Annotated in this window: 17 protein-coding genes; 7 read left to right on the top strand and 10 right to left on the bottom strand. The window is 72.4% G+C overall.

Going from position 1 to position 14,218, the window contains the following annotated elements; genetic code table 11:
* Positions 1–123: 123 nt before the first annotated feature.
* Positions 124–1,047, top strand: coding sequence for a hydroxymethylbilane synthase (gene hemC, locus ACFQO7_RS29615; RefSeq protein ID WP_376809453.1), 924 nt, complete (start codon positions 124–126; stop codon positions 1,045–1,047).
* Position 1,048: 1 nt separating this feature from the next.
* Here the strand turns inward: hemC and ACFQO7_RS29620 are convergent, their stop codons facing one another.
* Genes ACFQO7_RS29620 through ACFQO7_RS29635 form a run of 4 tightly spaced genes read right to left on the bottom strand, consistent with a single transcriptional unit; the run spans position 1,049 to position 3,577 of the window.
* Positions 1,049–1,972, bottom strand: coding sequence for a HEAT repeat domain-containing protein (locus ACFQO7_RS29620; RefSeq protein WP_376809454.1), 924 nt, complete (start codon positions 1,970–1,972; stop codon positions 1,049–1,051).
* 42 nt (positions 1,973–2,014) lie between these two features.
* Positions 2,015–2,599: a kinase gene (locus tag ACFQO7_RS29625; protein WP_376809455.1), complete on the bottom strand. Its 585-nt coding sequence runs from the start codon at positions 2,597–2,599 to the stop codon at positions 2,015–2,017.
* 58 nt (positions 2,600–2,657) lie between these two features.
* Positions 2,658–3,062, bottom strand: coding sequence for a phosphotransferase (locus tag ACFQO7_RS29630; RefSeq protein ID WP_376809456.1), 405 nt, complete (start codon positions 3,060–3,062; stop codon positions 2,658–2,660).
* A gap of 44 nt (positions 3,063–3,106) precedes the next feature.
* Positions 3,107–3,577, bottom strand: coding sequence for a GNAT family N-acetyltransferase (locus ACFQO7_RS29635; protein WP_376809457.1), 471 nt, complete (start codon positions 3,575–3,577; stop codon positions 3,107–3,109).
* Between the two features lie 51 nt (positions 3,578–3,628).
* Between ACFQO7_RS29635 and ACFQO7_RS29640 the strand changes: the two genes are divergently transcribed.
* Together ACFQO7_RS29640 and ACFQO7_RS29645 are read left to right on the top strand one after the other, a co-directional pair.
* Entirely contained in the window at positions 3,629–4,369 is a 741-nt protein-coding gene (locus ACFQO7_RS29640; RefSeq protein ID WP_376809458.1) for a nucleotidyltransferase family protein, read from the top strand.
* Positions 4,370–4,552: 183 nt separating this feature from the next.
* Positions 4,553–5,419, top strand: a complete 867-nt coding sequence (locus tag ACFQO7_RS29645; RefSeq protein ID WP_376809459.1) for a calcium-binding protein — start codon at positions 4,553–4,555, stop codon at positions 5,417–5,419.
* 98 nt (positions 5,420–5,517) lie between these two features.
* Here the strand turns inward: ACFQO7_RS29645 and ACFQO7_RS29650 are convergent, their stop codons facing one another.
* Positions 5,518–5,922, bottom strand: coding sequence for an SRPBCC family protein (locus tag ACFQO7_RS29650; RefSeq protein ID WP_376809460.1), 405 nt, complete (start codon positions 5,920–5,922; stop codon positions 5,518–5,520).
* Complete coding sequence (locus ACFQO7_RS29655) at positions 5,919–6,230, bottom strand: ArsR/SmtB family transcription factor (RefSeq protein ID WP_376809461.1); 312 nt, start codon at positions 6,228–6,230, stop codon at positions 5,919–5,921. The genes ACFQO7_RS29650 and ACFQO7_RS29655 overlap by 4 nt, the downstream gene beginning before the upstream one ends.
* A gap of 275 nt (positions 6,231–6,505) precedes the next feature.
* Between ACFQO7_RS29655 and ACFQO7_RS29660 the strand changes: the two genes are divergently transcribed.
* Positions 6,506–7,138, top strand: a complete 633-nt coding sequence (locus ACFQO7_RS29660) for an HNH endonuclease family protein (RefSeq protein WP_376809462.1) — start codon at positions 6,506–6,508, stop codon at positions 7,136–7,138.
* On the opposite strand, the gene ACFQO7_RS29665 is transcribed toward ACFQO7_RS29660, so the two are convergent.
* The 3 genes from ACFQO7_RS29665 to ACFQO7_RS29675 all read right to left on the bottom strand — a co-directional run bounded on the left by ACFQO7_RS29665 (position 7,075) and on the right by ACFQO7_RS29675 (position 9,562).
* Positions 7,075–7,782 (bottom strand): hypothetical protein, encoded by a 708-nt coding sequence (locus tag ACFQO7_RS29665; protein ID WP_376809463.1) that lies wholly within the window; start codon positions 7,780–7,782, stop codon positions 7,075–7,077. The two genes, ACFQO7_RS29660 and ACFQO7_RS29665, sit on opposite strands and share 64 nt — an antisense overlap.
* A 5-nt stretch (positions 7,783–7,787) precedes the next feature.
* Positions 7,788–9,050, bottom strand: coding sequence for an SET domain-containing protein (locus ACFQO7_RS29670; RefSeq protein WP_376809464.1), 1,263 nt, complete (start codon positions 9,048–9,050; stop codon positions 7,788–7,790).
* 101 nt (positions 9,051–9,151) lie between these two features.
* Positions 9,152–9,562 (bottom strand): hypothetical protein, encoded by a 411-nt coding sequence (locus tag ACFQO7_RS29675; protein ID WP_376809465.1) that lies wholly within the window; start codon positions 9,560–9,562, stop codon positions 9,152–9,154.
* A gap of 285 nt (positions 9,563–9,847) precedes the next feature.
* Between ACFQO7_RS29675 and ACFQO7_RS29680 the strand changes: the two genes are divergently transcribed.
* Positions 9,848–11,140 carry an enolase C-terminal domain-like protein gene (locus ACFQO7_RS29680; RefSeq protein WP_376809466.1) on the top strand — a complete coding sequence of 431 codons (1,293 nt, stop codon included), beginning with the start codon at positions 9,848–9,850 and terminating at the stop codon, positions 11,138–11,140.
* Positions 11,137–12,189 carry a Gfo/Idh/MocA family protein gene (locus ACFQO7_RS29685; protein WP_376809467.1) on the top strand — a complete coding sequence of 351 codons (1,053 nt, stop codon included), beginning with the start codon at positions 11,137–11,139 and terminating at the stop codon, positions 12,187–12,189. The genes ACFQO7_RS29680 and ACFQO7_RS29685 overlap by 4 nt, the downstream gene beginning before the upstream one ends.
* Positions 12,190–12,333: 144 nt before the next feature.
* Here ACFQO7_RS29685 and ACFQO7_RS29690 read toward each other — a convergent pair whose 3' ends face one another.
* Positions 12,334–13,401, bottom strand: coding sequence for a glycerophosphodiester phosphodiesterase family protein (locus ACFQO7_RS29690; protein WP_376809468.1), 1,068 nt, complete (start codon positions 13,399–13,401; stop codon positions 12,334–12,336).
* Between the two features lie 235 nt (positions 13,402–13,636).
* On the opposite strand from ACFQO7_RS29690, the gene ACFQO7_RS29695 reads away from it, so the two are divergent.
* Positions 13,637–14,218, top strand: a 582-nt coding sequence (locus tag ACFQO7_RS29695) for a hypothetical protein (protein ID WP_376809469.1), incomplete at its 3' end; no start/stop codon positions are given.

Below are 14,218 nucleotides of genomic sequence, written 5' to 3' on the forward strand. Positions count from 1 at the left end.
GAGATCAGATCACGCCCGCAGAAGTACGTCAATGCCACCGTTCATGCTGAAGAAAAGCTTCCGCACGACACGCCTGGATCGCTTCACGGCCTGTTCATGTCGCCTGGCCGTAGGGTTCCTCAGGTGACGACGACCGTCCGCCTCGGCACCCGGGGCAGCACCATGGCCCTGGCGCAGGCCCGCCACATCGCCCGCGAGCTGGAGTCCGCGCACGCGGGCCTCGCGGTGCGGATCGTGCCCGTGTCCACCCACGGCGACCGCTGGACCGGCAGCCTCGCCACGGCAGGCGGCAAGGGCGCGTTCACCGGCGAGATCGACGTCCTGCTGCAGGCCGGTGACATCGACCTGGCGGTGCACTGCCTCAAGGACATCCCCGGCGACGTCGCGCTGCCCGAAGGTGTCGCCATCGCGGCCTACCTGCCCCGCGACGAGCCCTGGGACGCGCTGATCAGCCGCGACGGGCTGCGGCTGGACCAGCTCGCCCGCGACGCGGTCGTCGGCACCAGCGCCGTACGCCGCCAGGCGCAGCTGCTGCGGGCCCGCCCCGACCTGCGGGTCAAGCCGATCCGCGGCAACGTCGACAGCCGCATCGCGCGCCTGGACGCGGGCGACGTCGACGCGATCGTGGTCGCCGCGTGCGGGCTGCGCCGCATCGGGCAGGAGCACCGCATCTCGCAGGTGCTGCCTGCCGAGCTGATGGGCCCGGCGGTCGGCGCGGGCACGGTCGTGGTCGCCACCCGGACGTCGGGTGAGGCGTACACGCTGGTCATGGCGTTGGACGACCCGGACAGCCGGGATGCGGGCCTGGCCGAGCGGGCGCTGCTGCACCGGTTCGGGGCGAGCTGCAACAGCGCGGTCAGCGGGCACGCGGGCATCGAACGGGACACGGTGACGCTGCGCGCCGCGGTGTACGCCCCGGAGGGCGACCGCCTGCTGACGACCGTCGTCGCGGGCGACCGCGGCGCCGCGCCCGCGCTGGGCCGCCAGGCCGCCGACGAGCTGCTCGCCCTCGGCGCCCGCAAACTGCTCGACCCCTACCTGCGCTGACTCAGCCCGGCTCGCCGTCGGCGGGGTAGCGGGCCAGCGCCGCCAGCAGCTCCTCGGGCAGCTGTTCGCCCGGTGCCCGCAGCAGCCGTTCGATGACCACGGCCGCGCGCAGCTCCGGCGGCGCCTCGTCGTCCGGTGTCTGCCGCAGCCGGGCGTCCCGGTCGGCGGTCAGGTGCCGGTGCAGCCGGGGGTCGGCCGTCGCGGCGGCCATCGCGTACAGCGCCTCGGTGGTCAGGTCGACGCCGTGCCGCACCGGCGGGACCTCCAGCGCGGCCAGCAGCGCCGGCATGGCCCGGGTGTCGCCGCGCAGCGACAGGCCGACGACGGCTTCGGCGAGTGTGTCGGGGTCGTCGTCGCTCAGCCGGGCGGCCAGCGCGTCGCGCAGCCGCGGGAAGTCCTGCTCGCTCTGTCCCAGTCCGAACGTGGCCCAGTCGCGGACGTCGGCATCGCTGTCGGCCGACAGCGTGATCAGCAGGTCCAGGGCCGCCGGCTCCGGCCGCCAGAGCAGCCCGTGAGCGACCCCGAAGCGGACTGTCGCGTCGGGATGCACGTGCAGCCTGGCCAGCGGCACCAGGCACCGCTCGTCGCCGATGTGCCCGAAGCCGGTGGTGATCGAGCCGAGCACCTGCGGGTCCTGCTCGTGCTCCACCATGCTCAGCAGCAGTGCCAGCGCCTCGTCACGGTACGGGCCCTCGCTCGCCGACCCGCGCGGCCCGGCGGCGAGCTGGCTGACGATGTCGGCGGCCGCCTGGCGGTGCGACGGCTCCGGGTGCCCGGACAAGCGCGTGGCGGCGTCCAGCGCCGGCCGGCCGCCGTAGCCGTGCAACCAGCTGATCAGCTCCCACCTGCGGTCCTCGTCGTCCTCGCCGGTCAGTGGCAGCAGTTCGGCGACGGCGGCCGCGACGGTCTGTTCGAGCATCGGCATGGCGGCCATCCTGCTGATCTCGGGCAGCCGGGTGCAACGCCATTACCGCCGCTGGGCCGGTGGCGCGGCGGCGGGTTCGGCGTCCGGGCCGGGCGATGCGGCGGCCAGTCCGGACCGGGCCGCGATCAGGGCGACGGTGTCGTCGAACGACGACTCCGGCCCGATGACGTGTTCGCCGCCGACGCCGAGCAGGTCGCGTTCGGCGTACCAGTCGCGCATCTGGTCGGGGGTGAACTCGCTCGCCTGGGGGCGGGTGGCGTGGCGGCGCACCGTCTCCTCGAACGGGATGTCGAGGTAGAACGCGGAGCTGGTGCCGCGGTGCGCGGCCAGCAGCGCCCGCACCGTCGCCCCGTACTTGCGTTCGAGCAGGATGCCTTCCAGGACCACGTGGTAGCCGTTGTCGAGCAGGTAGCGCGCCGTGTGGTCGATGAACGCCGGGGCCAGGCCGCCGGGGTCGTCGCGCTCGCGCAGGATGATGCGGCGCAGGTGGTCCTGCTCGACCAGGGCGCAGCCGCGGCCGTACGCCAGGCGCACCGCCTTCGCGACCGACGACTTGCCGGAACCGGAGTTTCCCCTGATCACGACCAGGATCGTGGACGGTGTCCCGCAGGCGTCGGCGTCACGCACTCATCCGATGATGCCACCGCCCGGGGCGCGGCACGCCGAGGCCGGGCGTGTCGCGGGCTCAGGCCCCGGCCAGGGACAGGCGCTGCTCGGCCTGCTCGGGGGTCAGCCACACCGTGCCGTCCAGGGCGAGCGGCCGCCCGTCGCGCCAGCGCAGGTTCTCGGCGTAGAAGTCGCCGTGCCCGATGACCGTCGGCCCGGCCGGCAGGGCGTGCAGCCGCTGCTGGACCCGGCGGGCGACGTCGTCGATCCAGGCGCTGTCCGGCTGGGCGTTGAGGTCGGCGTCGCGGTCGTCGGGCGGCGGCCACACGCCGCCGTACTCGTGATCCCAGGCCGTCCACGGCGGATGCGGCGCGAGCACGCCCGCCACCTGCGGCCGGGGCGCGAGCCGGACCAGGTCGGCCAGCAGCGCCGCGTACCGCTCGGCCGCGTCGCCGTCGACGGGCAGGGTCTCGCCGCCGGGCACCAGGACCTCGGCGTGGGCCGCGTACCCGCGGCGGGTGCCGCCCGTCAGGCCGCGACGTGCAGCCGCGCCACGACCTCGGTGTCCTCGATCTCGCCGGTCTCGGTGAAGCCGACGCCCGCGTAGCAGCGCCGGGCCGCGGTGTTGGCCGGCTCGTACGACAGCGCGAAGCTGCTCAGCCCGTGCTCGGCCGCCAGCAGCGCGATCGCGGCGCGCACCGCGGCGCGGCCGTACCCGCGGCCCTGCCGTGCCGCGTCGATGATGATGCCGCCGAGCCAGGCCGCCCCGTCGGCGGGGTCGACGGTCCACATGAGGAAACCGACGACGTCGCCGTCGGTGTCGAGCACCGCCAGGGGCCGCCAGCCCGCCTCGCCGTAGTGGCACAGTGCCAGGTAGTACGCGGGCGCGGCGACCCAGTCCGCCTGCGACTCGGCGACGGTGAGCGCGGTGACGGCCCGCCAGTTGGCGGCGTCGACGGGGGCGAGACGGACGGAATCAGGCGTGACAGGGGCGGTCATGCCGGGCATCATGCCAGGTCGGAAGGTATCGATGGCAGGGGAGCATCGGGTATGTCGGACATCATCGACTTCTGCTCGGAGGTCGTGGCCGGGCTGGCGGCGCGCGGGCAGCTGGCCGGCGAGCCGGCGGTGCTGGTCGGCAGCCACGCGCGCGGCACCGCCACGGCGGAGTCCGACGTGGACCTCCTGGTGCTGGGGCAGGGCCCGGACTACCTGCTGGAGATGATCGGCGGGCGGCTGGTCGCGCTGTCCTGGCGTACGCCGCAGGAGCAGTCCCGGCGTTTCGCCGCGCCGTGGTCGGCGGTGGCCGAGGTGCCCGCCTGGCGTGCCGCACGGATCGTCCGGGATGCGGGCGGCGTGGCCGCGAACCTGCGCGCGCAGGCACACGCGTTCACCTGGGACGGGCTGGCGGCGCAGGCGGACCGCTGGGTGGCCGAGCAGGTCACCGGACTGGCCGAGGAGGCGCACAAGGTCGCCGCCGCGCTGCGCACCGGACGCGCCCGGATGGCCGCCGTGCAGCGCAACGTGCTGGCGCTGCGCCTGCCCATGGTGCTCGCCGTGCACCTGCGCCTGCTTTACGACAGCGAGAACGAGGTCTGGGACCTGGTCGCGGCCGCCGCGGGCGGCGTCTGGGCCGATGCCCAGGACGCCGCGCTCGGGCTGCACGGCCTGCCGCCGGACCTCTCCTGCCGGGCGGCGCTGGACCTCTACCGCGAGGCCGCGGCCATGGTCGCCGACCTGCTCGACCCGCGGCAGGCGGCCGTGGTCGCGCGGGCGGCACTGGCCGGGTGACCTTCAGCGGCTGCCGGGTCGGAGAAACCGCAGATCAAAGACGTGACGGCGTGGTTCCGCTATGCCCCATTTGTTCGGTCATAGCATTTGATCTCGGATTGCCCCGGCAGTGTGTGCCGCCAACAGGGTGGTGTCCCGACCTGCGCCGGGAGCGTACGTCCGCACACACCTGGAGGCACCGCCATGCGTATCGCACGCACCGCCCTCGCCGTGGCCGTCGCGGCACTGAGCCTCGCCGCCGTACAGGCCCCCGCGCACGCCGTCGCGCTGTGCAACGAGAAACCGGTCACCCACCTGGGCACCGCCGAGGCCGACGTCATCGTCGGCACGCCCGGCGACGACGTGATCCTGGCGCTGGCCGGCGACGACACCATCAGCGGCCTCGGCGGCAACGACGTCATCTGCGCCGGCGAGGGCAACGACACCGTGTACGGCGAGTCCGCCGCGCTCGACGTGGCCGCGGCCGGCGGCAACGACATCGTCTTCGCCGGGCCGGGCGACGACATCGTCGTCGGCGACTTCGGCGCGGTCGAGTTCCCGACGGTCGTCGGCGGCGTCGGCTGGAACGACTACCTGTACGGCGGCGAGGGCGCCGACACCCTCTACGGCGACGCGATCGACGTGTCGGTCACCGCCGCGGCCATCGGCGCGGCCTTCGCCGCCGACGGCGTATTCGGCGGCCCCGGCGCGGACACGATCTACGGCGACGCCCGCAACCTCGCCATCGACGTGCCCGGCGCGCTCGGCGTCGACGTGGCCGGCAACAACCTCTCCGGCGGCGACGACAACGACACCGTCTACGGCAACTTCGACACCGTCACCACGGCCGGCACGGTCGGCGGCACCGGCTGGCGCGACACCCTCAACGCCGGCCCCGGCGACGACACCGTCTTCGCCGACGCCAAGACCGGCGCGGACAAGCTGACCGCCGTCGGCGACCTGGCCTTCACCGACCTGGTCAACGGCGGCGTCGGCACCGACTCCGCCGATGCGGGCCCCGGCATCGACATCTGCGCCAACACCGAAACTCCCACCAACTGCGAGGCCTGACCGCCGCCTCCCCCCTCTGCTGCAACTCTTGAAGAGTCGCGCCTTCCGAACATCCCGCGGGCCACGAGTCCTTAAGAGTTGCGGCGGGGAGTGGGGCGTCAGGGGGCGAGGGCGGGTTCGATGCGGCGGAGGAGGGCGGGCCAGCCGCGGGACATGCCTTCGTAGGCGGTGCGGCCGAGGGGGGAGTCGAGGTCCAGGCCCGCCTGCTCGAAGAACAGGCGGGTGCCGGTGCCCTCGGGCTCCAGGCGGAAGGTGATCGTGTTGTCCAGCGAGCCGGTCGCGAAGCTGTAGCTCAGCAGCTTCTCCGGCTCGACCGCGAGCACCTCGCAGGGCTGCTCGCCCCAGTTGCCCATGTCCAGGGTGAAGCGGTGGCCGACGACGGGCCGCACGTCGCCGGCCGCCCACCACTTGGCGTGCAGCTCGGGATCGGTCAGCGCCTGCCACACCCGTGCGGGCGGGTGGCTGATGAACTGGTCGCAGCGGATGACGGCAGGTTCGGTCATGAGGTTTCCTCGTCGAGTACGTCGCGCAGCGCCTTGAGCCGCTCGCGCCAGAAGTGTTCGTAGGGATGCAGCCACTGCCCGACCTCGGCCAGGGGCTGCGGTTGCAGGTGGTAGTACCGGTGGCGGCCGCGCGGCTCCTCGCGCACCAGGCCCGCGCCCCGCAGCACCTGCAGGTGCTCCGAGACCGCGGGCCGGCTGAGCGAGAACTGCCCGGCGAGCTCGCCCGCTGCGCGCGGGCCCTCGCGCAGCGAGTCGAGCAGTTGCCGGCGTACCGGATTGGCCAATGCGCTGAACACGTCAGTGGTCACAGTCGGTAACAATACGTCGGAGATCCCCGACATGTCAACTTCTCCCGACACGTCGAGAGCAAGGAAGGGCACCTTCTTGTCGCTGCGCGTATAAGTAGGTGCCCTTCCCGTCGCCGCGACGGCCCGCGGGCGGCGTTTCACGAGAAATTCATGCCGTCGTAGAGATCCGGTCTGGATCCACGGGCGTCCATCTGCGATGGTCCATCCGTCCCCGTCGTTACCCCAGTCCGGAACCCCCATCCGGCCGCGGCGGCGGACAGTCGGGAGACCCTCCAATGTCCCGTGTCCTGAAGGCGGTGGCCGCCACCGCGGCCGCCCTGGCCATGTCGCTCACCCTCACCGCGACGCCGGCCCACGCCACCCCGCCCAACATTCCCTCCTACAGCACGGCAGTGAGCCGACTCGCGGCGCTGACCGTCGCCGCCGAGTCCCACGGCTCCACGTACAACCGGGACCTGTTCCCGCACTGGATCACCATCACCGGCGCCTGCAACACCCGCGAGCAGGTCCTCAAGCGCGACGGCGTCGGCGTCGTGGTCAACAGCAGCTGCGCCGCGACCTCCGGGTCCTGGTACAGCCCCTTCGACGGCGCGACCTGGACCGCCGCGTCCGACGTCGACATCGATCACATGGTCCCGCTGGCCGAGGCGTGGGCGTCCGGCGCGTGGGCGTGGACGACCGCGCAGCGCCAGACCTACGCCAACGACCTCGGCGGGCCCGAGCTGTGGGCGGTCACCGACAACGTCAACCAGGCCAAGGGCGACAAGGACCCGGCCGAGTGGCAGCCGCCGCTGTCGTCGTTCCGCTGCAGGTACGCCCGCTCCTGGATCCAGGTGAAGTGGTACTACAACCTCACCGTCGACAGCGCGGAGAAGTCCGCCCTCAACAGCATGCTCGCCAGCTGCTGATCCGGTAGTCCCCGGTCGTGGGCGGTAGTTGCCGACGACCGGGGACTCCGCACGGGCGGCGCCGTCGGCCGCGCCCGCTCAGGAGCGGGCCCAGACCCCGTGGGGCGCCTCGACCTGATCCGGCCGGACGTGGACTCGCTGCGGCCATCCTCGCTCGTCACACCGTCCATCGCGGTCGACACGACGAGCCTGCGTCCCGTGCCGTCGCGGGTGGATTCGACCACCCAGCACCTGACGTGACCCGGCGCGGGCAGTGCGGTGGCGGAGGTGAACTCTTCGAAGAAGATCGGGATCTTGTCGACGAAGGTGGCGGCCCTTCCGTCGGCGTCGACCAGCCGCACTCGCACCAGGCCGGGCCAGTCGTCCTCGACGAGCTCGACGGCTTCGACCTTCAGTAGCGACCAGCTCGGCACCGTCCCCTGTGCGACCTGTGCGGCGTGCTCCCGCTCGGCGCTGCGTTGCTGTAGTTTGCGGCCGAGTCCCACCGCGTAGCCCAGGCTCACGAGGGTGAGGAACGCGGCGCTGCGGTGCCCGGAGGTCAAGAGCAGCATCACGGGTGCGAGAGCGAACACGGCCATGCTGACCCACCAGAACCACAACGGGAGTGCCCGCAGTGCGACCTGCCCACTCGATCTCGGTGCCATGCGGGTCACCGTAGCCGGTCGAGCAAGGCCTCCCCGGCAACGTCGTTGGACCAGAAGGAGCTCCGCAGGTCGGAGAGGTCGAGCAAGCGGGCGGCGGTCTCGCCGAGCACGGCGTCCCCGGTGCCGGACAGCCACCAGTCGCACTGGTCGTCCCCCGACCACAGCAGAATCCTGGCCCCGTCGCGCTCGAACCGCAGTTGCTCCTGCGCGGGCCAACCGCGTGTGGGCGGGCGCTCGTCGAAGTTCGCTCGCAGATATGCCAGAGATTCCTCATCCAGCGGAGCCGCCTGGGCCTGAAGGAGCGGCTCACGGCCCAGGCACGTGCCGTCCCAGCGCCGTGCGGCAACGAAGCTGGACACGTCGGGTGCGTAGATGGCGGTACCCGCGTCGCCGGCGAGATCGCCGCCGACGAGCACCGGTGGTGCCGCGACGCCGAGGGGAACGCCCCAGCTGCAGACCCCCTGGTTCTCGTCGGCGATCACCAAGACGGGCGTGGGCCAACCGGGAAATCGCCGGTCTTCATCCTCGGGACTGTCGACCACAAGCCTGTGGGGAAAGACCACCTGATCACTGTGTACGCGGGCGAGCTCGACGGCCGTCGTCGTGGTGATCAGGGCGCGGAGTGGCTCGGGGATCGCGGGTTCGCCGCCGTCGACGCTTGCCGGCGCCGATCCAGTCGGCGCTGCGGAGCCCGTTGTGCGGATGCGGTCGAGCAGCAGCGGAATCCCATGGTCGCCGTAGCGTTCCCGCAGGTCCGGGAGCTGCCAGTCGTGGCCGGTGACGACGCCCCGGCAGCGGGCGGAACCGCAGGCGCAGTCCATCCGGAACTCCGCGACGGCCGTGCTGGCGCCGTAGTCGTTGGTGACTTCCTCGCCGGGAGCGATGTCGCGCCGAGCCGCGAGGGTGTACGCGTCGACCCACCACAGGTTCGGGTCGCAGCTGTGGTTGCCGTACCCGTTGGGTCGGCGCGGCGGCAGCACGAGATGAAGGTCGTCGGCGACGCTGACCGTGTCGACGTAGCGGCCCTCGCGAGCCGCCTCGGCGAACAGTTCCCGCAGCTGTGCCCAGGTGACGAGGTGGCCGCCCAGCCGGGATACCACGGTCCCGGCGGGCAGACCGGTGCGCGCGAACAGGCCCTTGCCGGAGATGGGGGACGTGCCGACCTCGACGCCGGGGTGCAGCCAGCAATCAGACGCGGGCTGCGGCGGGGAAACGGCGGGCATCAGCCACATCGGCGCCAGCCGTGGCTCGTCGGGCAACCGTCCCATGGCGATGCAGGCTACCATCCCGACGCTGTCGGCGTACGCCAGTCGGCGTGGCCGGTCACGGACCTCCCGAACCGAGCCGGAGGTCCGTGACCGGCCGGTGATCAGCCGGCCACGTCGGCAACCTGGGCCGGAACTGTCACGCCCGCTGCGGGCCGGACCAAGGCCAGGATCTCCCGGAGCACCCCGTCGATCCCGTCGAACCTCTGGTCGATCCCGTCGAACCTCTGGTCGATCCCGTCGAAGCGCTGGTCCATGCCGTCGAGTCGTCGATCGATGCCGTCAAACCGCTGGTCCATGCCGTCGAGTCGCTGGTCGATGTGGTCCAGGCGAGTGTGTACGGCGGTGAACTGCTCCTTCGTGTCCTGGCGGTGTTCGCGCAGGTCGGCGGAGAGTTCGCCCACCGCGCCGCGGAGCAGGCCGAACTGGTCGTCGATGTCGACGAAGCGGCGAGCATTGCGGTACGACTCGGCCTCCAGGACGATGACCCGTTCTTCCAACGTCTTGTTCTTCACCCTTCATCCTCCCCAAGGGGGCCGCCGCACAGCCGAGTGCTCGGTGTGCCCTTCGATGGACATCCTCCATCGACTAAGTCGCTTTCGCCAGGGCATCGGAGCGCCGAGTCGAATCGAGACCCGCTGTTCGACTCGAACGGGTGATTACATCGAATGGACGCGCCGGCCGTCCCCGTCCGTGGACCGGATCTTGCGATATGCCCTGCTGCGGGTAGGGTCGCGATGATCCCCGCCGGACGGCGTCCGCTCACGCAGACCGGCTTCTGACGCACCTGAAGGACAGTCATGTCACAGCAGCAAGCGGCGGACCCCGGACCGCCGGCCGTGATGGCGGAGACGCAGGCGCCGTGGGCGGCGCGGGACGGCCTGCGGATCACCGGCGTACGCGCGATCGTCACCGCCCCCGAGGGCCTGCCCCTGGTCGTCGTCCGCGTCGACACCAGCGACCCCGGCCTGCACGGCTACGGCTGTGCCACGTTCACACAGCGCTTCCACGCCGTCGTGGCGGCCGTCGACGAGCACGTCGGCCCGATGCTGATCGGGCGGCACCCGGCCGACATCGAGGACATCACCCGCATGGTGCACCTGTCGTCGTACTGGCGGGGCGGCCCGGTGCTCAACAGCGCCCTGTCGGGAGTGGACCAGGCGCTGTGGGACATCGCCGGCAAACGCGCCGGGATGCCGGTGTACGAGCTGCTCGGCGGCCGGGTGCGGGCCGCCGCCGACACCTACCTGCACGCCGCGGGCGCGACCGTCGAGCAGACCCTGGAGCACGCGCAGGAGGTCCTCGACTCCGGCTACCGGCACGTACGCCTCCAGACCGGCGGCCCCGGCCTGGGCACCTACGGCGCGCCGGGCACCCCGGGCGGCTACCCGGACGCGCCCTACCCGGACGGCTGGGACGTGCAGCAGTACCTGCGCGACACCCCGAAACTGTTCGCCGCGGCCCGGGAGGTGCTGGGCGAGACGCCGAACCTGATGCACGACGTGCACCACCGGCTCACCGTGAAGCAGGCCGTGGCGCTGGCCCGCGCGCTGGAGCCGTACCGGCTGTTCTTCCTGGAGGACCCGATCCCGCTGGAGCTGTACGACCGCCTGCCCGAGCTGCGCGCCGCCGCGCCGATGCCGATCGCGGTCGGCGAGCAGGTCGCCTCGGTCGCCGACGCGGCCCGGCTGGTCGCCGGGGGCGGGGTGGACCTGCTGCGGCTGCACATCTCCGCGATCGGCGGCCTGAACCCGGCCCGCAAGCTGGTCGCGCTGTGCGAGCTGACCGGCGTCGGCACGGCCTGGCACGCGCCCGCGGACGTGTCGCCGATCGGCGCGGCCTGCAACGTGGCACTCGACGTGTCCAGCCCGGCGTTCTCGATCCAGGAGGGCCACCTGTGGCCGGACCCGGTGCGCGAGGTGTTCCCGGGCACGCTCGACCCGCGCGGCGGCTACCTGTATCCGAACGACGCCCCCGGCTGGGGCATCGAGGTCGACGAGAAGGCGGCGGCGAAGTACCCGGCCGTCACCCACCTGCACGAACGCTGGTCGGCGCGGGTACGCCGGCCCGACGGGGGGATAGAGGCGCCATGACGAACATCGGCATCGTCGGCACGGGCAACATCGCCGCCGGCTACCTCACCGACCTGCGCACCTACCCCGGCATCGAGGTGCTCGGCGGTTACGACAACGACCCGGCGCAGGCGGCGGCGTTCGGGGCCGCGCACGAGCTGCCGATCTACGGCAGCCTCGACGAACTGCTCGCCGACGACAAGATCGACGTGGTGGTGAACCTGACGCCGCTGTTCGCGCACGTCCCGGTCACCACGGCGGCGCTGCGCGCGGGCAAGCACGTGTTCAGTGAGAAGCCGCTCGCGCCGACAGCCGAGCAGGCGCGGGCGCTGATCGCCGAGTCGGCCTCGCGCGGGCTGCGGCTGGGCTGTGCGCCGTTCACGTACCTCGGCGAGGCGATCCAGACGGCGTGGAAGCTGGTCCGCGACGACGCCGTCGGCCCGATCAAGCTGGTGTACGCCGAGGTCAACCACGACCGGATCGAGTCCTGGCACCCCGCGCCGCAGGGGCCGTACCGGGCCGGTCCGCTGTTCGACGTCGGCGTCTACTCGCTGACGGCGCTGACCGCGATGCTCGGCCCCGCGCGCCGGGTGTGGGCGTACGGCACGATCCTCAAACCCGACCGGGTCACCCTGTCCGGCGAGATGTTCTCCCCGCAGGCCCCCGACTTCTCCGTCGTCGTCCTGGAACTGGCCGGCGGCGCGACGGTGCGCCTGACCGCGAACTTCTATGTCGGCGCGGGCACCCGCCAGTCCGGCATCGAGCTGCACGGCGAGCGCGGCTCCATCCACATCGCCGACTGGACCAACTTCGACTCCGAAATCCGCGTCGGCCTACCCCCGGAGCCGGTCCCGCTGCTCGGCGACCCCTACCCGGGCATCCCCTGGGGTCGCGGCATCGCCGAGTTCGTCGCCGCGATCAACGAGGGCCGCCCCCACCGCTGCTCGGCCGAGCACGCCGCCCACATCGTCGACATCCTCACCGCCGCCGCCCACTCCCAGCAGACCGGCACCCCCGTCGACGTCACCTCCACCTTCCCACCCCCACTCCCGCTGCCCTGGGCCGCTTGAAAGGAAGGGCACCTTCACATCGCATAGCGATGTGAAGGTGCCCTTCCTTGCCGCCGGCTGGCTTCGGTGCAGGTCAGCGCCGGCCGGCGGTGGCGCGGCGGCGGTCGGGGAGGAGCGCCCGCCGCCGCACCCGGGGTGGGACCGTCAGTGGGCGTCGTACGCCTTCGGCAGCTTCATGCCGCGTTCGGCCATCAGCTCGCGTACCCGGTTCGGGTAGTCGGTGATGATCCCGTCGACGCCCATGTCCATCAGGGCCGCGACGGTGGGCATGTCGTCACAGGTCCACGGGATGACCTTCAGGCCGCGGGCGTGCGCCCGGTCGACCATGTCCTGGTCGGGGTAGAACCGGAAGCCCGGGTCGCCGATCTTGCCGTTCTGCGGGAAGCCGTAGTTCGGCGACAGCGCGGTGACGCCCTCGATCGACGCGGCCGCGGCCACGAAGTCGCCGCCGAAGTCGTCGGCGTCGATGCCGCCCAGCCACGGCGACGCGCCCGGCTTGCCGACCTGGAGGAAGTCGTAGTTGGTCAGCGCGACCAGCGGCATCTTCGGCGCCAGCCGGTGCATGGCCATCAGCGCGCCCCAGTCGAAGGACTGGATGCTGACCTGCTTCTCGATACCCGAGCGGTGGATCTCCTCGTACACCCGGCGCACGAACAGCTCGCGCGGGGCGGTCTGCTCGGGCGCGCCCGCCTCGACCTTGGTCTCGATGTTCAGCGTCACGCCGTGCGCGCGGTGGCTCTTGACCAGGTCCAGCACGTCGCGCAGCTCGGCCATGCGCTGGCCCTTGATCTGCTCCTGCTCCGGGAAGCCGGGCAGCTGCTGGAACCCGCAGTCCATCGTCTTGACCTGGGCGAGGGTCAGGTCCTTGAGGTACCTGCCGACGTAGGGGTACATCGGGTCGCCCGGCGTGACCGGTGCGGTGTCGGCGCACTTCTGGGCGCTGACCTTGCGGTCGTGGGTGACGACGACCTTCTCGTCCTTGGTGATCTGGGTATCCAGCTCCAGCGTGCTGACGCCGAGGCGCAGCGCCTTGGCGAAGCCCTCCAGGGACTCCTCGGTGGTCATGCCGATGCCGCCACGGTGCGCCTGCAGGTCGAAGTGCGTCTTCTGCGGCAGCGGCCCGTGGCCGGCGGGCGGCGACGCGTGCGCGGCGGCCGGGACGGCGAGCGCCGGGACCACGGCCAGGGCCGCCAGGACGTGACGTAGGGACATGGGGGTACCTCGGTTCTGTCAAGATCTACTTACCGCTCGACCGTAGAAGCCGCGCCGATCCCCGCCGTGGCCTGGGCATGAGGTGGCGGTGAACGTTGGTGGACACGCCGGTGCGCCGCGTCGCGCGGTCCGGCCGCCCGGCATCGACCTCGGTGGAAGCCCTGGCCGCGCCTCGGGGTCGCGGTCCGGGTCCGGCCCGGAGGCGCGTCCCGCCGCGCGGGCGGACGATCGGCGGGTGAAGAAATCTGCCACTGTCGCGCTGATCACCGCGCCGCTACTGCTCGCCGCCTACGGGGTAGTCCGCATCGTCGGCAAGTCCGACGGCGTGTACGGGCCGGGCCTGGACTGGCAGGCCGCGCACCTGCTGGCGCTGGCCGGAGTCGTCCTGTTCGTGCCCGCGGTCCTGGGCCTGGGCCAGCTGCTGCCCTGGGGCGCGTGGCGCTCGGGCACCGTTGCCGTGACCATGTTCGGTCTCGGCGCCTCGATGGTCCAGTTCGGAGCGGACATCTGGTTCGCGCTGCGCGCCGACGACAAGGCCGGCATGCAGGCGCTGTCCGGCGACTTCGGCGACATCCCGGGCGTGGACCTGGTCGTCTACCAGGTCGGGCCGCAGCTGTTCTTCGTCGGGCTGCTCGTGCTGGCGATCCTGGCGGCCCGCGCCCGGCGGCTGCCCTGGTGGAGCCCGGTCGTGCTGCTGGTCGGCATCCTCCTGCCGCCGGTGACGCTGGACCTGCTGCCCCTGTCGGGCCTGCTGATCCTGGCCGCCCTGTGGCCGGCCACTCGCGGCGGGCGCTCGGCCGGCGGGCCGGCGGCCACC

The organism is Catellatospora aurea (assembly GCF_042663325.1).
Lineage (GTDB): Bacteria > Actinomycetota > Actinomycetes > Mycobacteriales > Micromonosporaceae > Catellatospora > Catellatospora aurea.